Below are 22,319 nucleotides of genomic sequence, written 5' to 3' on the forward strand. Positions count from 1 at the left end.
TAGGGGGCCACGTTGGCTATGCCACCACCCGCACCGGCACGCCCTTGGCCGCCGGCGTCTTGGACTCACCATCATGGTACCACACCGGAACCAGCGGGTTCGTCTCGGGATAATATGCGCCGATGCAGCCGCGCGGCAGTTTGAAGGGCGTCACCGTCAGTCCCTTCACCTCGCGATGCACGTCGTCACCCGCGTCGGTGACGAGGCTCACCACCTGGCCGTTGCTTAAGCCCGCCTCGCGAATGTCGTCAGGGTTCATCAGCACCACGTCGCGCGTACCCTCGATCCCGCGCAGACGATCCGAGTAGCCGTAGATGGTGGTGTTGAACTGGTCGTTGGAGCGCATCGTCATCAACCGAAACCGTCCCGGCGCATCCTCGAACCCGATCGAGCGCATCGTGTCGCCAACCGTGAACTGCGCCTTGCCGCTTTCGGTCTTCCACACCCGATCGCGCGCGGAGTTCCCGCGATAGAACCCACCCGGCGTGAACACACGATCATTGAAGTCATAGAACTGATTGGGATACGTCTCAGCGATGCAGTCACGCACCTTGGCGTAGTCACCGGTCCACACGTCCCAGGTGACCTTGGGATTGGCGGGCAGCGTCGCCTTGGCAATGCCGGCGACGATCGCGATTTCGGACTTGAGATGTCTGGAAGCCGGGGTGTTCTTGCCCACCGAGCCATGGATGCAGGACAGCGAGTCCTCCATCGTCACCGCCTGCGCGCCGCCCGCCTGCATGTCCGTTTCCGAACGGCCCAGGCACGGCAGGAGATAGGCGACTTGCCCATTGATCAAGTGGCTGCGGTTGAGCTTGGTGGCGATCTGCACGGTCAGGCGTAATCCTGTCCAGGCCGCCTCCATCGCCTCACGTTCGGGTATCGCGCGGATGAAGTTGCCGCCCAGGCTGATGAAGGCCTTCACGTCACCAGCCATGATCCCTTCGCAAGCCTTGACCGTGTTCATGCCTTCATGACGCGGCGGTTCGAAACCGAACTGCTCGGCCAGCTTGTCGAGCGGCACCAGTTCGGGCTTTTCCGAGATGCCGACGGTGCGCTGCCCCTGCACATTCGAGTGGCCGCGAACCGGCGAAATGCCCGCCCCCTTGCGGCCGACGTTGCCTTTGAGAAGCCAGAGGTTGGTCAGGGTCGCCAGGTTGTCGAAACCGTGGACGTGTTGGGTCAGGCCCATGCCGTACATGCAGATGGATGCGGGCGATTCTACATAGATCTGTGCCGCCTCCTCGATCTCGGCGCGCGTCAGCCCGCTTTCGTGCTCGATCTCGTCCCAGGTGGTAGCGTCCGCCTTGGCCTTGAACTCTTCGAACCCGGTCGTATGCCGGGCGATGAAATCAACATCGAGGACGTGCTGCTTTTCCTCGGCCCACTTCTTGTCTTCGGCGGCAAGCACATGCTTGATCATACCCATGATCGCCGCGATGTCGCCGCCGGTCTTGAGTTGGAGGTACAGTGTCGAGATCTGCGTCGCCTTGGGCGTGAGCATCTCCACAGGGCTCTGCGGGTTCTTGAACGATTCCAGACCCTTTTCGCGCACCGGGTTGAAGGTGACGATTTTGCAGCCACGCTTCACCGCTTCCTGCAATGGATGCAGCAGGCGCGGGCTGTTGGTGCCCGGGTTCTGGCCGAAGAAGAAGATCGAATTACAGTGCTCGAAGTCGTCGAGCACGCAAGTGCCGACCGGCGAGCCGATCACCTTCTTGAGCGCGACCGAGGTCGTCTCGTGGCACATGTTCGAGCTGTCGGGCAGGTTGTTGTGACCATAGAGCCTGGCGAACAGCGCATAGAGATAGCTCGTTTCCAGACTTGCGCGGCCCGAGGCATAGAAGATCGCCGAACCAGGATCGATCGCCTTCAATTCCGTGCCGATCGCGGTGAAAGCCTCGTCCCAGGAGCATGGCACGTACTTGTCGCTCGCGTGATCGTACCGCATCGGATGCGTCAAACGCCCCTCATGCTCCAGATCGAAGTCTTTCCACGTCTTCAATTCGCTGACGGTGTGCTGCGCGAAGAACTCGGGCGTCGTTCGCCGGCTGGTCAGTTCCCACAAGGTGGCCTTGGCACCGTTCTCGCAGAACTCCGCCGCGTGGGGCTTGGCTGGCTTGCCCCAGGCGCACGACACGCACATGAAGCCCTCGACCTTGTTCTGCCGCCGCAACGTGTCGAGCGCCCCCGGCGTCGGCTTTTCGCGCCAGGCGATCTCGGCGATCCCGCGCATCGAGCCCCAACCGCCTTCGCTGCCGCCGTAGTGTACCGTCTCGTCGTCCTTGGCCATCGCACTCGATCCTGTCTGCTGTACCAGCAACGCGCGAGGCGGCATCGGCGTTGCCTGCCCCTGCGGGCTGCAGTGATCCCACCTACGCCATGGCAAGCGCCCGCCGTCCCAACGCAAAGGCGCCGATGATCCCGGCCTGATCCCCAAGACCCGGCAAGCGGATGAGCGCGTCGAAATCGTAAGGCCCGAAGTAGCCGTTGGCGAGCCGCCGCGCCTCGGATCGCACCAGCGGCAGCAGTCCCGGCGTTGCCAGCACGCCGCCGCCGAACACGATGCGCTCGCACGAGAACAGCGCGAGTTGCATCACCGCCAGTTGCGCCAAATAGCCAGCGATGATCGCCGCGCCCGGATGGTCGCGAGGGAGATCCGACAACGACCGGCCCCAGCGCGCCTGGATCGCCGGACCGCTCGCCAGCCCTTCCAGGCAATCGCCGTGGAACGGGCAGACGCCGGCAAAGTCCAGATCGTCCGGGTGCCGCCTGACCGGGACGTGGCCCATTTCCGGGTGCCGGAAACCATGGACCAGTTCGCCTCCTACCAGCGCGCCACCGCCGATGCCGGTGCCCACGGTTACGTACACCGCGCTATCGCAACCCTGCGCCGCGCCCCACAGGCTCTCGGCAAGCACCGCCGCATTGACGTCGGTATCCAGCCCGACCGGGCAATCGAAGCGTTCGGCAAACGGCGTGACGACATCGGCCCCCGCCCAACCCGGCTTGGGGGTCGGCAGGATATGACCCCAGGTTCGCGATCCGCGCCGAACGTCCACCGGTCCGAAACTGCCGATCCCGATGGCCGCGATCGGTCCGAACGTCTGCGCCGCCTGGGTAAAGAACGAGAGCGCGCGCCCAATCGTCTGCGCCGGATCGGTCGTTTCGATGCGGTCCGATCGCAGCATTGTCTGATGCGAGCGGGCAATCGCGACATTCCATTTGGTTCCGCCACCCTCGACGCAGCCGATCAACGGCGCCGTGTGTCCTTCGTCTGCCACCGTCATTCGCTCCTGCTTCCTCGCATCGAGGCGTGCGGCATCGGAATGGCACCGTCCGCACTAGACGTCGCCCATCCCCGCCAGTTCCAGATCGCCCTTGCTCAAGGCCACGAACCGTTCGATCAGCCATAGGGATGCCGGGCCAGGCGGACAATCTCGCCGCCATATGCCTGAAAAGCGATATGTGCCGCCGGTATGATCGGGCATCGCCAACCGCACCAGAGTGCCCGCCGCCAAGTCCGCCTCGATCATCGGCAGCGGCATGTTGCCCCAGCCGATGCCTTCCCGCAGCAGCGCGTGCTTGGCACCCAAGTCCGCCAGCCGCCAGGTCTTCGGGCTCGCCACCGCGAAGTCCTGACCATCGGTGAAGTGCGAACGATCGGTCAGCACCAGCTGGGTATGCTCGCGCCCCGCACCCGGCGGTATCGCCGTCATGCGGCCAAGCGGGTGATCGGGCGCCGCGACCGGCACCATCGGTACGGAGCCAGCGACCACGCGATCGATCCCGTCGATCCCCGCTGACAACGGCCCGGAAAGTCCGATCATGGCCTGCCCATCCAGCACCATGGCCGTGACCGCACCCAGCGCCTCGACATGGAGGCGCAACTGCACCGTCGGAAATTCGGCAGCGAAGCCGCGCAGCACCGCGCCCAGCCGTTCGGACGGCAGCATCACGTCGACCGCCAGATCGACCTCGGCCTCCAGCCCCTCGAGCAGGCCCTTCACCTTGGCGCGCAGTCCATCGAACCCGGCGGCGATCCCGCGCGCCTCGGCCAGCAGGGCGCGACCGGCGATCGTCAGCTGCGGCTTTCTCGTGCCCTCGCGATCGAACAGCAGCACGCCCAGCTGCGCCTCCAGATTGGCAACACCGTAACTGACGACGGAGACCGCACGGTTCAACTTGCGCCCGGCGGCGGCGAAACTGCCAGTGTCGACGATAGCCAGGAAGATGCGCAACTGGTCGAACGTCGGCATGCCGGGATTGTGCACTGTTCCAATTCCTCGAATGATGCAGGCAATTTTATCCGACTGAACAGAGGTGCGAGCAAGCGCTAAATGGGGTTCAACGCAGCGGCACGACCAAATGCCAACGCTGCTCGCATCAGGAGACGAACCATGATCGAACTGCGCACTTTCGATAGCCTTGGCGGCGCGAACCATGGCTGGCTGAACGCCAAGCATCACTTCTCGTTTGCCGGGTACCATGACCCCGCCCGCACGCACTGGGGCAACCTGCGCGTCTGGAACGATGACATCATCGCGCCCAAGACCGGTTTCCCCCCGCATCCCCATCGCGACATGGAGATCATCACCTATGTCCGTGAAGGCGCGATCACGCATGAGGACAGCCTGGGCAACAAGGGCCGCACAGAGGCCGGTGACGTCCAAGTGATGAGCGCCGGCACCGGCATCCGCCACTCCGAATACAATCAGGAGGATGTCGAGACGCGGATCTTCCAGATCTGGATCATGCCCACGCGCGAAGGCGAAGCGCCCAGCTGGGGTGCGCGGCCGTTCCCCAAGGGTGATCGCGCCGGCCAGTTCGTCACGCTCGCTTCGGGCTATGACAACGACGACGACGCGCTGCCGATCCGCACCGATGCCCGCGTGGTGGCGGCAACGCTGAAGGCCGGCGAGACGGCAGAGTACCCGATCGGTCGCGACCGCAAGGCTTATCTCGTGCCGGCCACGGGTGCGCTGCAGATCGACGACGTGCGGGTGAACGCCCGCGACGGCGCGGCCATCCGCGACATGGACGTGATCCGCCTTACCGCGATCGAGGATAGCGAGATCGTTCTGGTCGACGCGGCCTGATCGCAGGCCGAGTACAAAGGGCAATCGGCGAGGTGGGCTGAACCAGCCTCCTCGCCGATCGTTCCGTTTGGGTGCAGGCCGAAACCGCCCTTCTTCCGCGTATCGCAGCATGGCGCCCCAAGCGGGTTCTCGCGACTCGTTCGGCGCGCGAATGGTCGCATGGCCGCGCCATCCTGGAACGCGCCGCAGCACTGGGGATCGAGGTTGTCGAGCTGGCGGGCGATCGTCTGTCCCTCACGATGCCGGACGATCCGCGCCGGGCTTATGCGGAGGCGAAGTCGACTCTGGCGGTCGTCGTCGCGCCGCCATCCAAGCGCAAATTGCAACCGATCGCCCCCAGCGCCGACTGGCGGATCGACCTGGCCGAGGGGTGCCCGGCGCATTGCAGCTACTGCTATCTCGCCGGATCGCTGACCGGGCCGCCGATCACCCGCGCGTATGCGAACCTGGACGAGATCCTAGCCGCCGCACCGCAGTACCTCGGGCAAGGCTCAGTCACCTCGCGCAGCCGCGCCCGCGCGCACGAGGGCACCACGTACGAGGCATCGTGCTATACCGACCCGCTGGGGATCGAGCCGCTGACCGGCTCCCTCTCGGCGGCGATTGCCTGGTTCGGACGGTGGGACGCCGACGTGCAGTTGCGCTTCACCACCAAGTTCGCCGATGTCGCGCCGTTGCTCGCGCTCGATCACGGCGGTCGCACCCGGATGCGAGCCTCGATCAACCCGCGTGCCTATGCCCGCTTCGAAGGCGGCACGGCGGCGGTGGCCGCTCGGCTGGCGGCGTTGCGAAGCATGGCGCTGGCCGGCTACCCGGTCGGGCTGACCATCGCGCCGATCATCGCTGCGCCGGGGTGGGAGCAGGCTTATGGCGAGCTGATCGCGGATGCCGGCGCGGCGCTTTCCGGCATCGCCACACTGGACCTTACCGTCGAGCTCATCACCCACCGCTTCACTGCCGGTTCGAAAGCCGTGCTCGATAGCTGGTATCCCGGCTCGGCACTGTCGATGGACATGACCGATCGCGTCACCAAGCGCACCAAGTTCGGATCGGAAAAGCAGGTTTACGACGTATCGACGATGAAGGCGCTGCGCGCATTCTTCGAAACCGAGATCGACCGGGTGCTCCCATCCGCACGGGTGCTCTATTGGACCTGAGGCGAGGCAAGGGCCGGAGCGGGCCACGATGACCGCGCCGGGACCACCCCCCGTCACGCCCGACGGGCGCTATCTCGTCGTGCGCGGACGCTTGTGGCGTCGTGCGAACCCGCACCTTTCGGACGATGAGCGCACGTCCCTGGTCGCGGCATTGATGGATGGCCGCCGCGCGGTGAAGGCGGCGCTGCATGGCCATCCGCAAGACCTTGCCGCCGCGCGGTCGCGCGTCGACGCGGCAAAGATAGCACTGGGCGAGCGCGGGGCGGTCTGGTGGGACGATGGCGCGCCGGACTACAACCGACACATGGCCCGCAACTCGCCCTATGCCGACTGGTACGCCGTCCTTGAAGCTACCGCCTGAGTTGTTCCGCCGGGCTACAGTTGCTAGCTGATCGGCCATGCCTCGACCCACCCCCTCGACATCGACCCTGCCCCCTGAGGCCGCTGCGCCGTCTGGAATGACTTGGTTGCCCGGCGCCGAATTCACTATGGGATCGGAACGTTTCTATCCCGAAGAGGCGCCCTTACGTCGGGTGGCCGTGGATGGTTTCTGGATCGACACCGCGCCTGTCACCAACCGCCAGTTCGCCGCCTTCGTCGCCGCCACCGGGCACATCACCGTCGCGCAGGTTCCGCCCGATCCCAAGGACTATCCCGGAATGCCCGCCGAGATGGCGCAAGCCGGATCGCTGGTCTTTCACAAGACCGCAGCGCCCGTCGACACGGGTAATCCTGCCAACTGGTGGCGCTTCGAATTCGGCGCGGACTGGTTTCATCCGCTGGGACCGGGCAGCGATGTCGAGATGCTGGAGCTATGGGATCATCCGGTGGTGCAGGTCGCCTTCGACGATGCGGTGGCCTATGCCACCTGGGCGGGCAAGGACCTGCCGACCGAAGCGGAATGGGAATACGCGGCCTGGGGCGGCAACGATGGACACGACTATGCATGGGGCGACGAACTCGCGCCCGGCGGCACGATGATGGCGAACACCTGGCAGGGGCTGTTTCCCTTCGCAAACCAGTTGCTCGACGGATGGGAGCGCACATCGCCCGTCGGCAGCTTTCCGGCAAACGGGTTCGGGTTGCTCGACATGATCGGTAACACCTGGGAGTGGACGCGGGATTGGTGGAGCGACAAGCCGGAAGTTTCGCGCAAGGCGGGGCAATCGTGCTGCGCGCTCAGCAATCCGCGCGGCGCCAAGCTGAAGGACAGCTTCGATCGAGCGCAGCCTCAGGTGAAGATCGGCCGTAAAGTGTTGAAGGGCGGATCGCACTTGTGCGCACCCAACTATTGCCAGCGCTATCGACCCGCCGCACGCCATCCCGAGATGATCGACACCGCTACGACCCACATCGGCTTTCGCTGCGTGATGCGAAATATCTAAGCGGCGGGGGTTGGTGGCTTCTTGACGAGCTGGCCGGCCCATTCGATCTCGCCCGCGTCCGGCGCAGGGGCATCCGGCGTAGATCCGGGCTGAACAGCCACCGATTCGTCGTCGGCCGCCTCGTCCGGATCGGTGCCCTGAACGCCGCCGATATCCTCTCCGATCTGCTCGGGAAGATCCTGTTGGCTGTCGTCGTCCGGCTTCACACCATCTTGCATCTTGCGGACCTCTCCTCGAAGCCCCGACGTCCGAGTGTTGGCGTCGGGGCTAGGAATTTCACGGCATCGTCGTGCCGACCACGTCACCTGCAGCGGTGACCGAGGGCGGCGCATCGGGGTTGGACTGAAGGCGCGCCCGATCGCTCAGCGGCCCGCCCGCAAGTGCCAGTGACGGCGCCTTGGTGCCGGTGCCGGTCTGGCTTTTCTGAAGCTCGCGGTAACCCAGGTAACCGAGGGTGCCGAGGACGGCTAGTCTGAGAAGCATGGCTGATCCTTGATCGTTGCAAGCGGGATAACGCCCAAGCCAAGCGATAGCTGCAACCGCCTGTCGGGCCCGACTATCGTGCTGCCGCCTGCCTTGATGTCTCCACGGGCTGCGTCCAGCCAAGTCCGAGCGCCTTCTGGACCGCGATATAATCGATCGTCAGTTGCGCCTTGGCCTGCGACACCGCGGTCGCCGCGGACAGATCCTGGCGTTCGATGTCCAGCTGGTCGATCAGCGTGCTGGTGCCGGCCTCGTACCGGGTCCGGTTCAGTACGGCGGCGCTGGCGGCGCTACGCTGCGAACGGACGAAGCCCGCCAGCTGGCGACGTGTCGCGCCGAAGCGCGCCAGACTGTCCTCCGCATCCTGCAAGGCTTCAAGCACCGCCTGGCGATACTGGGCCTCGGCAGTGTCACGCTGTGCTTCGGCCTGATTGACGGCGGCGCGATTGCGACCGAAGTCGAGGATCGGCCAGGTCAACTGCGGCAGCAGCAAAGCGCTGAAATTGCCGGTATCCAGGACATCGCCGGGCTTCGTCCCGCCAAGACCGAGAATGCCAGAAAACTTGATGCCCGGGTACATCTTCGCCTTCTGGACCCCGATGTTGGCGACCCCCGCAGCCAGTGCGCGTTCCGCCGAGCGGACATCCGGCCGGTGGGCGATCAGCATGGCGGGATCGCCGATCGGCACTTTCGCCGGGGGCAATGGCAAAGGACCCGCAGGATCGAGCGTGGCGTCGAGTTCTCCCGGAACACGTCCGGTCAGCACCGCCAGCGCGTCCTTGTACATCGCGATCTGGCCAGACAGCGGCACATTCTGCGCGTCGGTCGATTCCAGCTGACCCTGCAGTCGGTCGACATCGAGGCGGGATGCGGTGCCGGCGGTATAGCGCTGTCTGGTCAGTGCCACCGCCCGGCGCTGCAACTCGGTCGATCTTGCGTTCAGGCGCGCCCGCTCCTGTGTATCGCGCAAATTCACATAGCTTTGCGCGACTTGCGCGCTCAACGACACCTGCGCATCAGCTAGATCCGCGTAGCGCTGATCGACGGTCGCGCGCGCCGCCTCGCCCCCACGCCGGTTGGCACCGAACAGGTCCGGCTCCCACGAGACGTTCGCACCGACGTTGTAGAAATTCAGCGATGAAGACGAGCCATTGCCGGAACTGCCATCGCCGGCTCCCTCGCCCACTTGAGAAGCATCATTGCTCGCCGAGCCGAGCCCCGCACCGGGTAGCCGCGCGTGGACATACGTGCCGCTCGCCGAAGCGCTTGGCAGACGCTCGGCCCGATTCGCGTCGAGCTTGGCACGCGCCTCGCGAATGCGACTTTGCGCGACGTCGATGTTCGGGCTGTGCGCCAGCGCATCATCGATCAGCGCCGACAGCGTGGCATCGCCCAACGTATCCCACCAGCGCGCAAGACCGGGCGTGGGAGCGAAAGCCGGATCGTCGGCGCGGACGAACGTACCGCGAGTGGCGGCGACAGTGCCCACCGGTGGTGGCCCCACATAGTCCGGGCCAACGGTGCAGCCGGCCAGGGCACAACTCAGGCCGATGGTCAACGCCCGGCGCATCAGTGCATCGCCGCCGGCGCGGCGTTGCCGGGCAATGGCTTGAGGAACAGCGCCAGCGGGACCACCATCAGCGTCACCATGCTCATCGCGAAGAAGATGTCGTTGTAGGTCATCACCAGCGCTTGCCCCTGTATCTGCTGGGACAGCAACAGCATTCCGCCATCGGTGCTGCCCACGGTCTGACCCAGACCGTTCACGTACGTCTGAACGGTGCCCGAATTGGCATTCAGCGATTCCTCGATCCGCCGCGAATGCAGCCAGACCCGGTCTTGCTGCAGGATCGAGATACCGGCGAGGGCGAAACTGCCGCCAAGGTTCCGCATCGAATTGAACAGCCCGGATGCGTCGCCCGCATCCTCGCGCGGAACCGCCTGGACCACCGCCTGGCTCAAGAACAGCATGCTCATGATCTGACCCACGCCGCGCATCAGCTGCGAGTCGGTAAAGTCCCCGCCCGACGACGAGGGCGTCAGGCCGGTTTCCAGGAAGGCGGACAAGCCCATGATCGCCATCCCCATCGCCACCGCCAGCCGCAAGTCGATCCTGCGCACCATGAAAGGAACCAATGGCATCATCAGCAGGCTGGGGATACCGGACAGCAGCACGACCTTGCCCGATTGCAGCGCGTTGTAACCGGCGATCGAGGCGAGGAACTGCGGGATCGCATAAGACGTGCCGTAAAGCACCACCCCCAACGCCATGCCCATCACCGCCAGCGATCCGAATTGCCGGTCGAGCAGGATGCTCAGCTTGATGACCGGTCGTGCGGCGGTGAACTGGGCATAGATCAGCAGGACGAAGCCGGTCACGCTGACCGCCGCCATCGCCTGGATCAGCGACGATGCGAACCATTCCTCGCGCGCACCCTCCTCCAGAAACACGGTCAGCCCTCCCATGCCGAGCGCAAGGCCGACGATGCCGATCCAGTCCGCCTCACGCAGGAGGTACAGCTTCGCCTTGTGGTGTGGCAGTCCGGTAAGCAGCAGGACGATCAGAAGTACCGACAGCGGCACATTGAGGAAAAAGGCGTAATGCCAGCTGAGGTTCTCCGCCAGCCAGCCTCCCACCAACGGGCCAAGCAAGGGCCCGAGCACCGCGACCACGCCGAACAGGGCGGTGCCGATCGGCTGCTGGCTGCGCGGCAGGCGCGTGGCGATGATCGTCTGCGCGGTGGGGATCATCGCGCCGCCGGTGATCCCCTGCCCGACACGGCCCACGATCATCATCGTCAGCGATGTCGAGAAGCCGCAGACGATCGAGAACAACGTGAACAGCGTAACCGCGATCAGCAGGAAGGTGCGCAGACCCAGCAACCGTTCCAGCCAGGCCGAAAGCGGGATGATGATGATCTCCGCCACCAGATAGGCGGTCGCCACCCAAGCGCCCTCGGTGCCGGTCGCGCCGATCTCGCCCTGAATCGTGGGCAGCGCCGAATTGACGATCGAGATGTCGAGCGTCGCCATCAACGCGCCCAGCGTGCCCGCCGCCACCGCCAGCCAGGCGCTCAGATCGGCGCGCTCTTCCTGCACCGCGCCCTTCGTCCGTCCGCGGGCAGTCTCGCCATCGGCGCTGGCGACGGCCGCCATGTCAGCGGCTCCCGGCGCCGGACTGCTGGCGTTCCTGCGCATCCTGAATGCGGTCGAGTTCACCCTTGGCGCTGCGTGTGTCGACGGTGACTGTGACGGACAGACCCGGGACCAGCAGCCGCCGCGCCGCCGGGGTCGCCTCGATGGCGATGCGCACCGGAACGCGCTGTACGATCTTGGTGAAATTGCCGGTCGCATTCTGCGGCGGCAGGATCGAGAACTGCGCGCCGGTTCCGGGAGAGATGCTCTGCACCCGCCCGTCGATCTCGACGCCCGACAACGCATCGACTGCGATTCTGGCGTGCTGGCCGGGCCGCATCAGTGCCAGCTGCGTCTCCTTGAAGTTGGCGGTGACGTACAACTGCTGCAGCGGCACCAGCGACATCAGCCGGGTGCCGGCCTGGACATACTGCCCGGCGGTGACCGTCTTGTCGCCCACCCGCCCGGCGATCGGCGCGCGCAACAGCGCGCCGCCGACATCCACCTCGGCGGACGCGAGCTGAGCCTTGGCGCCTTGTGCCTGCGCTTGTGCCTGACGGATCTGCGAGGCGATGCCCGCGGTCTTGCGGCGCTGGATCTCTAGCCCGGCGGCCTGTTCACGCACCTGTGCCGCCGACGATGCCGCCGACAGCCGAAGCTGCGCAAGCTGCTGCCGCGTCTCGGCGCCGCTGGCGGCGAGCGGGGTGTAGCGGGCGACTTCGGCGGCGTCGTGAGCTGCCTTCACGCGCGCAGCAGCCAGTTGCGCCTCTGCCTGGGCGATCGCGGCCTGCTGTTCGGATACGCTCGCCCGCGCGTTGTCGGCGCTCGCCTCGGCTTGGGCGATCTGCGCACGCGCCTGCGCGGCTTGCGCCTGGTACGATCTGGCATCCACCCGGACCAGCGGCTGACCGGCGCGCACGTCGTCGTTCTGGTTCACCAGCACTTGCGCCACGTAACCGTTCACGCGCGGGGCGATGGTGACGGCATCGGCCATGATCGTCGCGTCGTTGGTTTCCTGGAAGAACTGACCATATGTTTTGTAGCGCACGAACCAGACGATTGCCGCGATCAGGGCCACCAGCGCCACGGCCACCAGTATCAGCTTGGTGCGCGTGCCAAGGCTTCGACGCTTGGCCGTTTCAGGCGCATCCCCTTCCTTCGCGAAGTCGGCCTGCATGTCACCGCTGCGCAGGTCGTCTTGCGAAGCGTCTTGCGGCTCGTCCTGCTTACGCCCGTCGGTCATGGATTTTTCCAAATCGTACTTCGCGTCTGATACCGGCGGCTTCGCGGCCACCCTATCATACATCCCCCCCGCACTATCTCCGCCGAAGCCCGGCCGCCCGATCGCGCGGGAGACGGCCATCTTGTCAGATGTGCCGCTTGCGGGTAACTTGGGTGCATAAACAGAACAAGCCCGGAGCTGGATGTCATGGATAGAATCCATCCCACGATCCACCGCTGTCCGTTCGGCATTCTCTGCCTATCCAGCATGGCGGCCTTGCTGGTGTTCTTGTTCGCACTGTGGCTGGTAGGGCTTTGACCGCGCGGGCTTTGGCATGCCCCGGCGTGACAGGCCGCGATATTATCGCGCGCTAGATGTTGCCCTGATCCTCCTCGGGCACATCGTCATCAGGCCCGAAGTACAGCTCCGCGCATTCCTCACGAAGGCAACCGCCCTCGATGACGATATCGTCACGATAGGCATCCGAGATGAAGGCAAGCGTGTCGACGTGCCTGGCTTCGAAATACATCGCGTGGACATCGTCGCGCCCGGCACCATAGACGACGCGCCCGACCTTCGACCAGATCGAAGCCATCGTGCACATGCCGCATGGCTGCAGTGTGGAATACAGCGTCGCGCCGCGCAGTTCCATGCTGCCGCTGCCCTCGCACCCGCGCCGGATCGCCATCATCTCGGCATGCGCGGTCGCATCGGGCAGATCCTGCGTCTGGTTGCGTTCGGCGGAGATGACCTTGCCGTCCAGCACGATGACGCTGCCCAGCGGGGAGCTGGCGGGATCCGATCCCTTGGACGTGGCGATGGCCAACGCCTCGCGCATCCACTTGATATCGTCCTCGCTGAACATCAGGCGGCCAGCGCGTAGCGACGGCAGTGCTCGAGGTAGCCGGCCTCGTGGCTGCCCGCCAGCGAGACCACACTTTGCCACAGCCACGAAGGCGCATCGATCTGCCCCCGGCGGTCCGCTTCCAGTATGCCGAGCCATTCATTGCGCGAGGCCACGTCCAACTGGCGCGCGTGAGCCTTTCCGACCACGAACGCGAGATAGCGCGCAGCCATCACCGCCTGCGACCGGCTGAACTGATCGACCTCCAGCTTGAGATCCTGCGGCGCCAATTCGCGTATGAACAGCGATCGGCCCAACATCCGCACCGGGATCAGCCGCTTGCCGAGATGCGGCGACAGGGCCCGGGCGGCGGCCGCCACGCGCTCGGCATTGTCGGTCGGCATCACCGCATCGGGGGTTGCAGGCGCTATCGGATCGACCGCTTCCTTGATGTCGATCAGGGCATAGTCCGAACGGCCCTTCGCGTTCTTCAGCCCGGCGATTGCGGCATAGCGTAGCAGGCCCAGCGAACTGCAGCCTTTCATCCAGTATGCCGCGTCGATCAGCCTGACGGTGCGATCCCTGTCCTTGTCGTCCAGCGACAGGATCATGCCGGCCACGGCCGGATCGGCGACCACTTCCTCCAGGCTGCTGCGTTCGTCCGGGTCGAGCGACCAGAACTTCTTGCCGAGCGGGATTTCGGGTTCCACCGCGTCCAGCCGTTCGCGGGCGAGATGCTTCCACCGTCGCCCCAGCGCCTCGCGTTTGATGCTGCGGACCACCTCGGGTTCGACGCCCGGGTTTTCGCTGGTGTGGTCGTGCATCGCCGCGGCATAGCCTTCGACCATCTCCTCGATCATGCGCGCGGTCGTCACGCCCGGCAAGTCGGACCCACGCGCCGCCGTCGCCAGCGATAGACCGAGCCGGATCAGATCATGGGCCGGATTACCAACCACCGCCTGATCGAGATCGCGAATCTGAATCTCGATCCGCCCGCTGCCATTCGTCAGCGGCCCCAGATTGCCGAGATGGCAATCGCCGCAGATCCAGATCGAGGGGCCTGCCGGAACCCGCGCTGCCGCAGGAGACGCATCCAGCCACTCGTAGAACTTCGCAGTGTTGCCCCGAACGTAAGCATGCGCCGACCGGGCCATCTTGCGCATGCGGTTGGTTTCCAGCACCGCATGACGTTCTTGGGGAGTGGGCATTCGCATCTCAGCTCGTCTTCCTGAAGCGGGTTAGTGCAAAAGTAACGCACGGTTCCGGCAGATGTAACGAAGCTTTGCTGTTTCTGCCCCTATGGCCATGCGCGCGGGCGTTCGATCGGTGCCGCGCACACTTGGGACTGGCTAAAAGCCCTCGCCGCGCCCATATACAGGACGTCGCAGCCGTCCGCCGTGAGCCTGGTTGCGCTTGAGAGTTCACGCTCCCGCTCGGAAGTGGAGCTGTGCCATCTTTTCCATCCGCTTCATCGTATCAGCCGGATCGATCCGGGCAGCCTCATCGTGCCGACCGCATGTCCGCGCGCCGAACGCTTGCCCGATGGACGCCGATCAACAGACAGGATCCACATAATGGCAAAGAGCCAAGCCCGCAGTTCCAAGGAAGTTCGCAAGCCCAAGAAGCCTGCGCCACCCAAGCCAAACGCCTCGAACCCGTCGCAGAAGGGTGCGGCACCCAAGCCGTCAACATCCTGAGCCGGCGTAGCAGCGCTTCCTTCGCCTCGATCGCACTACCTCGAAAGGCACCATGATGTATCCTTCAGCCAGCCTCTGCCGCGAACAGGAAAGTCTGCAGCGCGATCGCGCGGCCAATGCCTCGCTCGAAAATGTACGCGTAGTTGCGCAAAGAGCCGCCAGTGCCTGGGGCACCGAAGCAGCGGCTGCCGAAAAGCGCGAGGCCCGGCATGAACGGACGCGCGATGTTGCCGCCGCTCTACTGGTCGCCAACCAGAGCGATGAGCACACCGACGATGACGAATATCGTTTGGATCGGGACGGCACCGACGTCTGACATAGGGGCTCAAGCTCCTTCGACGTTCCGTCATCAAACAGAAAGCGCGTTACACATGAGCCGAGCGATGAATACGCGCATGGACGAAGCCGCCGTTCTGGCCTTGTGCAAGAAGGCTGGCGTCGATGTAAGCGCGATCGAAGTGCTGCCATCGGGCGGCACCCATCTTGTCTGTACGACAAGCGCGGGAGCCGAGACGATGCGCCAAAAACTACGAGCGCATATCATCGAAGGTCCGGTCCCACGATTCCCGTTCTACCGCGTTTAGCCGGATCGATAACCAACAAAGCGAATGGCATAATGGACATCGGGTCGCAATAGTTTTGCAGGAACCTTCATGATCCGCGCATCGTTGGGGCTGGGATCGGCATGAAGCCAAGGCTTGGTTCGTCCGACATCGTGCACGACAGCGCACTTAACAAAGGATAATCGGATGGCCGTCTTCAACAAAGACATGATCGACCTGGCAACCAAGAACAAGAACTTCCAAAAGGAAGTCTATTACGACGAAAATTGCCAGGTGGTCTTGATGAGTATCGAGCCGGGTGACGATATCGGCGAGGAAACACATGACGCCGACCAGACCACTTTCTTCGTGTCGGGCGAGGGTCAGGCCGTTGTCGATGGCAGCCGTACGAAAGTGGTCGCGAACCGGATGATCATCATTCCCAAGGGCGCCAAGCACAACATCATCAACAAGGGCGAAGAGCCGCTCAAGCTGTTCACCGTGTACTCGCCCCCGGCCGAGGAAGAGGGCGTGAACCACAAGACCAAGGCTGAGGCGGAAGCGGCCGAGGAAGACTGATCGGCCGACGCCACACCCGCACTGACGCGGGCGTGTGCTAGAACCGCACCTTGAAGGCGCGCCTGTCCCGATGGACGGGTGCGCCTTTCGCTTGTCGATGATCGCGATCTCACCCCGGGATACCCGGGCGCGTTTCCTCGTCGACGACGCCTTGCTCAGGCTGGTCCGGGTCTCGGCCTTGTAGGCGATCGAGCCCGCGCATGATGGGCGTCACCGTCAGTCCGTGCAGCAGGATCGACATCAGGGCGACCAGACCGACGATCGCCCATAACCGATCCGGATGCGGAAACGCGGCATGGTTCAGGGCATAAGCCAGATAGTAGAACGAGCCCACGCCGCGGATGCCGAAGAAGGCGAGCGTGAGCTTTTCCGAAAAGTCGGCCTTGTGGCCGATCATCGCGATCATGCCTGATGCCGGACGGATAACGAGGATGATCGCCAAGGCCGCGAGCCAGTCCTGCCATACCAGCGGGGCGAGCAAACCCTTGACCAGCGCGCCACCGAACAGGATCAGCAGCACCATCATGGCGATCCGCTCCACCTGCTCGGTCAAGGCATGCATCTGATGGTTGAAATCATGGTCGCGATGTGAGCGGCGCAGCGTCAGCGCCGTAACGAACACGGCCAGGAAGCCATAGGCCGCCACCAGTTCGGTCAGGCCATAAGCAAGGAACGTCGCGGAAATCGCGATCAGTCCATCGCCTGTCTGCGCCAGCTTGGTTTCGCCCGGCACATGAAACGTCAGCCAACCAAAGACGCGACCGATCAGCCAACCCAGCCCGATTCCGGCGACAATCTCCCAAAGGACATCGTGCAAGACCCAGTCACGCGCCCATGGCTCACCCGTGCTGGCGGCAAGCGCCAACGCGATGGCCAGCTTCACGAACGGAAACGCCAGGCCATCGTTGAGCCCGGCTTCGGATGTCAGGCCGAACCGCACATCGTCTTCCTCGCCCGACTTCGGCGGTCCGACCTGGACATCGGCGGCCAGCACGGGGTCGGTGGGAGCAAGGCTCGCCCCCAGCAACAGCGCGGCGATTCCGCTGAGGCCCAAACCCCAGACACCCAGTACGGTTATCGCGACGATGCTCAACGGCATGGTGACGGCCAGCAGCCGCCAGGTGACGCTCCACCGCCTCCAGGCGAACTCGCGGTCCAGTTTGAGACCGGCGCCCATCAGCGCGATGATGACGACGAATTCGGTCAACCGCTCGGTGACGTGGGGCAGTTCGCGCGGCAGCGGACTGAATGGAACGGAGACGAACGAGAAAAGCACCGCACCAAAACCGATGCAGAAGATCGGCAGCGACAGGGGTAAACGCTTGAGCGCCAGCGGCAGCCACGCGACGAGCGCCACGAGGACTCCGGCGCCGGTCAGCCACAAGATGTAAGGCTCGGGTACAGGCAGATCAGGCATCATGTCTCCGACCGGCGGATCGATGACGCCCGCTCGGTTAAGGGATCAACGCCGACAAGGCCTGTTCAGGGTAAGGTTCGAATAACCCGGTCGACCGGCCCGCCATCCGGCAGACCGGTCGGGATCGGTTTTACAGCGCTTTCGCCATGTTGAGGTGTGCGGTCACGGTCGGGATCAGGCCGGTCGCGAACGTCTTGAGCGTGGCTTGGGCGCCCGATGCCGAATAGGCCTTCAACTTGTCGAGCGTCATCTGATGCGCCTCGACTTGCGCCTTGGCATAGGCCTGGTCGAAATCGGTGCCCGACTTTGCCGCCAGCGCGTCGAGCGTCTGCTGCTGCATCGGCGTAAGCTGCGCCACCGGCGTGAGTGCCGGCGATGCGGCCGACGCCGCTGTCTTCAGCTTGGCGGTGGAGTCGGTATGCGCCTTGATCATCGACTTTGCGAACTGCTTTACCTTGGCGCTTTCGGCCTTGGTCTCGGCAAGCTTGGATGTTTCGATCTCGAAAGTATCGCTGGCAGCGGCAGCGTCGGCGAAGGCCTGATCGGGGTTGGCTGCGGCGACCGGTGTGGCAGGCGCCATCGCGCTATCGTCTGTGGCGACGGCTGTGGTGGCAGTGCCATCGCCCGCCGGAGCCTCGGACTTCTTGCAGCCGGCGAGTGATAGTGCGGCGATCGATACCGCCAGAATAAGGGAATGCTTCATGAAAGACGCTCCTGATACCGCTGAAGAAACAGCATTTTTCCAACAACGACCGGCAAAAGGCGACGTTCCCGGCAGACTTTCCGCATCGTGGCGCGTTTAGCTCGATGATGAGGCAGGCACCTGCCTGCAACGCAAGACGGGAACGGACAAAATGAGCCTCTTCGGCAACATCCTCAACAAGATCTTCCATCACGACACGGCCAAGGCGGCTCCGGCACCGGCACCGGCTGCGCCCTCACCTGCCCCGACACAAGCAGCACCAGCCGCGCCAATAGCGCCGGCACCGGCTCCCGCAGCGGCGCCGGCTCCGGAACCTGCAGCCAGCGTCGATGTCGGCGCGGTGCTCTCGGCGATGGCCGAGATGAAGCCCGATCATGGCGGCAACTATCAAAGCTCGATCGTCGATCTGCTCAAGCTGCTCGATCTCGATTCCAGCCTGTCGGCGCGCAAGGAACTGGGTGAGGAGTTGGGTGTCCACGCTGGAGACAACGGCTCGGCCGAACAGAACATCGCGCTGCATCGCGCGGTCATGGACAAGCTGGCCGCAAATGGCGGCATCGTTCCGGACAGCCTGCGCGCCTGAACTACAGCGCGGCGTCGGCGTGCACGCAAGCCCATGGGGCTAGCGACGTCGGCGCCGCATCTGGGCGCGACATTTCCGCCTTGCAGCAAGTGTGGCGTCAAACCGTGTGGTCGGCGCGTTGCGCCAAGGCCGGTTGTGGTGTGGCACAACCGCGGATCGCCTCGCCGATCAGCAGCAGCGCCGGACCATCGCCGCCCATCGTCTTGCTCGCCAAGCCGAGTAGATCGAGGCGCGTTAGCAGCACGCGCTCTTCGGGCAGGCTGGCACTTTCCACGAAGGCGACGGGCGTGTCGGGCGCGAGGCCGGCCGCTATCAGTTGGTTGGACACCTGGGTCGCCGCCGCCTTGCCCATGTAGACCGCCAGCGTCGCTTCACGATCGGCGAGGGACGTCCAGTCGAGGTCGAGGCGCTCGCCCGCGCGGGCATGGGCCGTGACGAACGTCAGCTTGCGCGCCAGCCCCCGCAACGTCAGCGACAAGCCAAGACTGGCGGCGGCGGCGCTGGCCGCGGTGACGCCGGGGCAGATGCGCACCGTGATACCGGCGGCGCGGCAGGCATCGAGTTCCTCACTCGCGCGACCGAATATCGCCGGGTCGCCCCCTTTGAGCCGAACGACCCGCTCGCCCGCCGATGCCGCCTCCACGATCAGCCGGTCGATCGTCGGCTGATCCTTCGAATGGCGGCCGGACCTTTTGCCGACATGGACGAACCGCGCGCTTTCGTTGGCCAGTTCCAGCACGCCGGGACCGACCAGCGCATCGTAGAATACGACGCTTGCTTCGCGCAGCAACAGTTCGGCCTTGCGTGTGAGCAGTTCGGGATCGCCCGGCCCGGCGCCGACCAGCCAGACTTCGCCTGCGGCAATGCGTTCAACCATGTGCTGTCTCCCTGCAGTCCGCGATCAGGCGCTGGATAGCGGGCCGGCATGACCCGCAATTGGTGCCGGCGGACAGCGCCTTGCCCACCGCCTCGACCGACATGAGCGACTGGGCCGCCACCGCCTCGACGATCGTCTTCATGCCGACGTCGAAACATACACATACGATCGGCCCACGGTCCACCTGCGGCTTTGCGGGCCGCCCGGCCAGCAATTCGCTGGACGAAGCCGGCTCCAGCGCGCTCAGCTGCTCGATCAGCCATTCGCGCGAGGGCAGCGGCCCGTCCCGACTGACCAGCAATGTGGCGACGAGTTCCCCCGCCTCGACCACCGCGACCCGCAGCGATCCGCGCGCGCGGTCGACAATCTCGACTCGCTCGCCCTTGGGCAGCACCGCCTTCGCCAGCACCGCCGGGTCACCCTCGCCCGCCACTTCGACGAGCCAGCCCTGCGCCACCCGAACCCGCGTCGCGTACGTCACGGGCAAGTCCTGCGGCAGATCGCGCGCGATGATGAAGCCGCGCCATTGCGCCGCGAACCTGGCCATGCGCGCAGGCGTGCACTTGAAGCCCGGCTGACCGGAGACCGGATCGACCAGTGCACGCGCCAGCAGTCCGGCGCGACCCCCGGTGGACTGGCGATCGGTCCAGTGGATCGGCACGAAGACTTCGCCGCGCCGCTGGCCCTCGCTGATGAGCGCACGAAAGACGCTTTGGCCTTGTGGCGTAGTCACCTGCACCAGATCGTCGGCAGCGATGCCGTGTTCGGCTGCATCGGCAGGGTGGATCTCCGCCATCGGCTCACGCCGATGCTGCGAAAGGCGCGGAGAGAGCCCGGTCCGAGTCATCGTGTGCCACTGATCGCGATAGCGCCCGGTGTTGAGGGTCAGCGGCCATTTCGCCAGCGGCGCTTCGAGGGCCATCTGCAGCACCGGAACCAGCCGCGCCTTGCCGTCCGCCGTCGAGAACCGCCCATCGACGAACGGCTTTGCCCCCCAGCGGAACGGATCGAGATCATCATACGCCGCATTGGAGATCGCGGCCTGATGGCCGATATCGAACAACCGCTTGCCCTGGTTGCGGTATGTGGAAAGCCGGGCATGCTCGCGATAGATGTCGGCGGCGCGCGTATAGGCGAACGCCTCGGTCCAGCCCATCGCCTGGCCGACTTCCTTGACGATCCACCAGTCCGGTTTGGCTTCCCCGGCGGCCGGGAACAGCGCCCGCTGACGGCTGACCAGACGCTCGCTGTTGGTGACGGTACCGTCCTTCTCACCCCAACCGAGAGCCGGCAGCTTGACGTGGGCGAAGCGCGCGGTGTCGGTATCGGCGATACAGTCGGACACGACGACGAACGGGCACTTGGCCAGCGCCTCACGCACCAGACCGGCATCGGGCAGCGACACCGCCGGATTGGTCGCCATGATCCACAACGCCTTGACGCGGCCCTCGCGCACCTGACGGAACAGGTCGACCGCTTTCAGGCCCGGTTTGGTCGCCATGCGCGACGCGGCCCAGAAGCGACCGACTTCGGCGATGTCATCGGGCGTGAAGTCACGGTGTGCGGCCAGCGTAGAGGCCAGACCGCCGACCTCGCGCCCGCCCATTGCATTGGGTTGCCCGGTGATCGAGAAAGGCGCCGCGCCGGGCTTGCCGATCCGCCCCGTGGCGAGGTGGACGTTGATGATCGCGTTGACCTGATCGGTGCCGCGGATCGACTGGTTGATGCCCTGGCTGAACATCGTGACGGTTCGCGGGTTCGCGGCGAACAGATCGTAGAAAGCGCGCAGGTCCGCGGGCGCCAGGTCGCAAGCCGCGGCAGTGGACCACAAGTCGTAGCCGCTGCCCAGCGCCGCCCAGAAGCCGTCCGACGCGGTGACGTGACGCTCAAGATAAGCCTCGTCCAGCAGTCCCGCCTCGCGGCAATGCGCCAGCAAGCCGTTCATCAACGCGACGTCGCTGCCGGGACGCAACGCCAGGTGCAGATCGGCATCCTCGCATGTCTCGGTGCGGCGCGGATCAATCACGACGATCCGGGTGCCGCGCGCGGCACGGGCGGCCATCATGCGCTGGTACAGCACCGGGTGACACCAGGCGGTGTTGGACCCCACCAGCACGATCAGGTCGGCGTGATCGAGATCCTCGTAGCTGGCCGGAACCACGTCCTCGCCAAAAGCCCTGACATGGCCCGCCACCGCGCTCGACATGCACAGGCGCGAATTGGTGTCGATGTTTCCCGAACCGATGAAGCCCTTCATGAGCTTGTTGGCGACGTAGTAATCCTCGGTCAGCAGCTGGCCCGAGACATAGAACGCCACGCTGTCTGGACCGTGGCGGGCGATCGTATCGGCGAAAGTATGCGCGACACGCTCGATCGCCTTGCTCCAGCCGACGCGGCGGCCATTGATCTCGGGATGGAGCAGCCGACCCTCCAGGCCGACCGTTTCGCCCAGATGCGTACCTTTCGAACACAGGCGGCCAGCGTTGGCCGGATGATCCGGATCGCCTGCGATCGTCGCCGTGCGCCCGGTCACCTCGGCCCGGATGCCGCAACCCACCCCGCAGTAGGCGCAAGTGGTGCGGATCGCCGTCATCGG

General features: G+C 65.1%; 22 protein-coding genes. 8 read left to right on the forward strand and 14 right to left on the reverse strand.

Annotation, left to right across the window (positions count from 1 at the left end; genetic code table 11):
• Positions 1 to 16 precede the first annotated feature (16 nt).
• The 3 genes from ACXJ1Z_RS04730 to ACXJ1Z_RS04740 form a co-directional block, all read right to left on the reverse strand.
• Positions 17 to 2,293, reverse strand: coding sequence for an FdhF/YdeP family oxidoreductase (locus tag ACXJ1Z_RS04730; protein WP_463779933.1), 2,277 nt, complete (start codon positions 2,291 to 2,293; stop codon positions 17 to 19).
• An 82-nt stretch (positions 2,294 to 2,375) separates the two neighbouring features.
• Entirely contained in the window at positions 2,376 to 3,290 is a 915-nt protein-coding gene (locus ACXJ1Z_RS04735; protein ID WP_463779934.1) for an ROK family protein, read from the reverse strand.
• 54 nt (positions 3,291 to 3,344) lie between these two features.
• Complete coding sequence (locus ACXJ1Z_RS04740; protein ID WP_463779936.1) at positions 3,345 to 4,274, reverse strand: LysR family transcriptional regulator; 930 nt, start codon at positions 4,272 to 4,274, stop codon at positions 3,345 to 3,347.
• Between the two features lie 126 nt (positions 4,275 to 4,400).
• On the opposite strand from ACXJ1Z_RS04740, the gene ACXJ1Z_RS04745 reads away from it, so the two are divergent.
• From ACXJ1Z_RS04745 to ACXJ1Z_RS04760, 4 genes are all read left to right on the forward strand, one after another.
• Entirely contained in the window at positions 4,401 to 5,099 is a 699-nt protein-coding gene (locus ACXJ1Z_RS04745) for a pirin family protein (RefSeq protein ID WP_463779937.1), read from the forward strand.
• A 71-nt stretch (positions 5,100 to 5,170) separates the two neighbouring features.
• Positions 5,171 to 6,256: an SPL family radical SAM protein gene (locus ACXJ1Z_RS04750; RefSeq protein WP_463779938.1), complete on the forward strand. Its 1,086-nt coding sequence runs from the start codon at positions 5,171 to 5,173 to the stop codon at positions 6,254 to 6,256.
• A gap of 28 nt (positions 6,257 to 6,284) precedes the next feature.
• Complete coding sequence (locus tag ACXJ1Z_RS04755; RefSeq protein ID WP_463779939.1) at positions 6,285 to 6,617, forward strand: hypothetical protein; 333 nt, start codon at positions 6,285 to 6,287, stop codon at positions 6,615 to 6,617.
• A 97-nt stretch (positions 6,618 to 6,714) separates the two neighbouring features.
• On the forward strand, positions 6,715 to 7,641 hold the full coding sequence (locus ACXJ1Z_RS04760) for a formylglycine-generating enzyme family protein (protein ID WP_463779941.1): 927 nt from the start codon (positions 6,715 to 6,717) through the stop codon (positions 7,639 to 7,641).
• Here ACXJ1Z_RS04760 and ACXJ1Z_RS04765 read toward each other — a convergent pair.
• The 7 genes from ACXJ1Z_RS04765 to ACXJ1Z_RS04795 all read right to left on the reverse strand — a co-directional run bounded on the left by ACXJ1Z_RS04765 (position 7,638) and on the right by ACXJ1Z_RS04795 (position 14,539).
• Positions 7,638 to 7,847, reverse strand: coding sequence for a hypothetical protein (locus ACXJ1Z_RS04765; protein WP_463779942.1), 210 nt, complete (start codon positions 7,845 to 7,847; stop codon positions 7,638 to 7,640). The two genes, ACXJ1Z_RS04760 and ACXJ1Z_RS04765, sit on opposite strands and share 4 nt — an antisense overlap.
• 70 nt (positions 7,848 to 7,917) lie before the next feature.
• Positions 7,918 to 8,124, reverse strand: a complete 207-nt coding sequence (locus ACXJ1Z_RS04770) for a hypothetical protein (RefSeq protein WP_463779943.1) — start codon at positions 8,122 to 8,124, stop codon at positions 7,918 to 7,920.
• Positions 8,125 to 8,197: 73 nt separating this feature from the next.
• Positions 8,198 to 9,694: an efflux transporter outer membrane subunit gene (locus ACXJ1Z_RS04775; protein ID WP_463779945.1), complete on the reverse strand. Its 1,497-nt coding sequence runs from the start codon at positions 9,692 to 9,694 to the stop codon at positions 8,198 to 8,200.
• A complete protein-coding gene (locus tag ACXJ1Z_RS04780) occupies positions 9,694 to 11,280 on the reverse strand; it encodes an MDR family MFS transporter (protein WP_463779947.1) in 1,587 nt (528 codons plus the stop codon). The genes ACXJ1Z_RS04775 and ACXJ1Z_RS04780 overlap by 1 nt, the downstream gene beginning before the upstream one ends.
• A gap of 1 nt (position 11,281) precedes the next feature.
• Positions 11,282 to 12,436, reverse strand: a complete 1,155-nt coding sequence (locus ACXJ1Z_RS04785) for an HlyD family secretion protein (protein WP_463781168.1) — start codon at positions 12,434 to 12,436, stop codon at positions 11,282 to 11,284.
• Between the two features lie 415 nt (positions 12,437 to 12,851).
• Positions 12,852 to 13,346 (reverse strand): nucleoside deaminase, encoded by a 495-nt coding sequence (locus tag ACXJ1Z_RS04790; protein ID WP_463779948.1) that lies wholly within the window; start codon positions 13,344 to 13,346, stop codon positions 12,852 to 12,854.
• Entirely contained in the window at positions 13,346 to 14,539 is a 1,194-nt protein-coding gene (locus ACXJ1Z_RS04795) for a DUF2252 family protein (protein WP_463779949.1), read from the reverse strand. The genes ACXJ1Z_RS04790 and ACXJ1Z_RS04795 overlap by 1 nt, the downstream gene beginning before the upstream one ends.
• Before the next feature lie 535 nt (positions 14,540 to 15,074).
• Here ACXJ1Z_RS04795 and ACXJ1Z_RS04800 point away from each other — a divergent pair.
• The 3 genes from ACXJ1Z_RS04800 (at position 15,075) to ACXJ1Z_RS04810 (ending at position 16,143) form a co-directional block, all read left to right on the forward strand.
• Positions 15,075 to 15,338, forward strand: a complete 264-nt coding sequence (locus ACXJ1Z_RS04800; protein WP_463779951.1) for a hypothetical protein — start codon at positions 15,075 to 15,077, stop codon at positions 15,336 to 15,338.
• Positions 15,339 to 15,393: 55 nt separating this feature from the next.
• Complete coding sequence (locus ACXJ1Z_RS04805; protein ID WP_463779953.1) at positions 15,394 to 15,606, forward strand: hypothetical protein; 213 nt, start codon at positions 15,394 to 15,396, stop codon at positions 15,604 to 15,606.
• Positions 15,607 to 15,771: 165 nt separating this feature from the next.
• Complete coding sequence (locus tag ACXJ1Z_RS04810) at positions 15,772 to 16,143, forward strand: cupin domain-containing protein (RefSeq protein WP_463779954.1); 372 nt, start codon at positions 15,772 to 15,774, stop codon at positions 16,141 to 16,143.
• 109 nt (positions 16,144 to 16,252) lie between these two features.
• On the opposite strand, the gene ACXJ1Z_RS04815 is transcribed toward ACXJ1Z_RS04810, so the two are convergent.
• A complete protein-coding gene (locus ACXJ1Z_RS04815; RefSeq protein WP_463779955.1) occupies positions 16,253 to 17,563 on the reverse strand; it encodes a cation:proton antiporter in 1,311 nt (436 codons plus the stop codon).
• A 127-nt stretch (positions 17,564 to 17,690) separates the two neighbouring features.
• Complete coding sequence (locus ACXJ1Z_RS04820; protein ID WP_463779957.1) at positions 17,691 to 18,263, reverse strand: DUF4142 domain-containing protein; 573 nt, start codon at positions 18,261 to 18,263, stop codon at positions 17,691 to 17,693.
• Positions 18,264 to 18,414: 151 nt separating this feature from the next.
• Here ACXJ1Z_RS04820 and ACXJ1Z_RS04825 point away from each other — a divergent pair, with 151 nt between their 5' ends.
• Entirely contained in the window at positions 18,415 to 18,846 is a 432-nt protein-coding gene (locus ACXJ1Z_RS04825) for a DUF3597 family protein (RefSeq protein WP_463779958.1), read from the forward strand.
• A 97-nt stretch (positions 18,847 to 18,943) separates the two neighbouring features.
• Here ACXJ1Z_RS04825 and cobA read toward each other — a convergent pair whose 3' ends face one another.
• Together cobA and ACXJ1Z_RS04835 are read right to left on the reverse strand one after the other, a co-directional pair.
• A complete protein-coding gene (gene cobA / locus ACXJ1Z_RS04830; protein WP_463779959.1) occupies positions 18,944 to 19,723 on the reverse strand; it encodes a uroporphyrinogen-III C-methyltransferase in 780 nt (259 codons plus the stop codon).
• A complete protein-coding gene (locus ACXJ1Z_RS04835) occupies positions 19,716 to 22,316 on the reverse strand; it encodes a molybdopterin-dependent oxidoreductase (RefSeq protein WP_463779960.1) in 2,601 nt (866 codons plus the stop codon). Before ACXJ1Z_RS04835 ends, cobA begins: the two co-directional genes overlap by 8 nt.
• Between the last annotated feature and the right edge of the window lie 3 nt (positions 22,317 to 22,319).

The organism is Novosphingobium sp. TK46, assembly GCF_055361525.1.

Coding starts and splice junctions, on each gene's coding strand:
- ACXJ1Z_RS04755 (WP_463779939.1), top strand. CDS start 6,285: ATGACCGCGCCGGGACCACCCCCCGTCACGCCCGACGGGCGCTATCTC.
- ACXJ1Z_RS04820 (WP_463779957.1), bottom strand. CDS start 18,263: ATGAAGCATTCCCTTATTCTGGCGGTATCGATCGCCGCACTATCACTC.
- ACXJ1Z_RS04770 (WP_463779943.1), bottom strand. CDS start 8,124: ATGCTTCTCAGACTAGCCGTCCTCGGCACCCTCGGTTACCTGGGTTAC.
- ACXJ1Z_RS04810 (WP_463779954.1), top strand. CDS start 15,772: ATGGCCGTCTTCAACAAAGACATGATCGACCTGGCAACCAAGAACAAG.
- ACXJ1Z_RS04780 (WP_463779947.1), bottom strand. CDS start 11,280: ATGGCGGCCGTCGCCAGCGCCGATGGCGAGACTGCCCGCGGACGGACG.
- ACXJ1Z_RS04785 (WP_463781168.1), bottom strand. CDS start 12,436: ATGCAGGCCGACTTCGCGAAGGAAGGGGATGCGCCTGAAACGGCCAAG.
- cobA (WP_463779959.1), bottom strand. CDS start 19,723: ATGGTTGAACGCATTGCCGCAGGCGAAGTCTGGCTGGTCGGCGCCGGG.
- ACXJ1Z_RS04825 (WP_463779958.1), top strand. CDS start 18,415: ATGAGCCTCTTCGGCAACATCCTCAACAAGATCTTCCATCACGACACG.
- ACXJ1Z_RS04790 (WP_463779948.1), bottom strand. CDS start 13,346: ATGTTCAGCGAGGACGATATCAAGTGGATGCGCGAGGCGTTGGCCATC.
- ACXJ1Z_RS04795 (WP_463779949.1), bottom strand. CDS start 14,539: ATGCGAATGCCCACTCCCCAAGAACGTCATGCGGTGCTGGAAACCAAC.
- ACXJ1Z_RS04745 (WP_463779937.1), top strand. CDS start 4,401: ATGATCGAACTGCGCACTTTCGATAGCCTTGGCGGCGCGAACCATGGC.
- ACXJ1Z_RS04835 (WP_463779960.1), bottom strand. CDS start 22,316: ATGACGGCGATCCGCACCACTTGCGCCTACTGCGGGGTGGGTTGCGGC.
- ACXJ1Z_RS04775 (WP_463779945.1), bottom strand. CDS start 9,694: ATGCGCCGGGCGTTGACCATCGGCCTGAGTTGTGCCCTGGCCGGCTGC.
- ACXJ1Z_RS04800 (WP_463779951.1), top strand. CDS start 15,075: ATGATGTATCCTTCAGCCAGCCTCTGCCGCGAACAGGAAAGTCTGCAG.
- ACXJ1Z_RS04815 (WP_463779955.1), bottom strand. CDS start 17,563: ATGATGCCTGATCTGCCTGTACCCGAGCCTTACATCTTGTGGCTGACC.
- ACXJ1Z_RS04735 (WP_463779934.1), bottom strand. CDS start 3,290: ATGACGGTGGCAGACGAAGGACACACGGCGCCGTTGATCGGCTGCGTC.
- ACXJ1Z_RS04730 (WP_463779933.1), bottom strand. CDS start 2,293: ATGGCCAAGGACGACGAGACGGTACACTACGGCGGCAGCGAAGGCGGT.
- ACXJ1Z_RS04760 (WP_463779941.1), top strand. CDS start 6,715: ATGACTTGGTTGCCCGGCGCCGAATTCACTATGGGATCGGAACGTTTC.
- ACXJ1Z_RS04805 (WP_463779953.1), top strand. CDS start 15,394: ATGAGCCGAGCGATGAATACGCGCATGGACGAAGCCGCCGTTCTGGCC.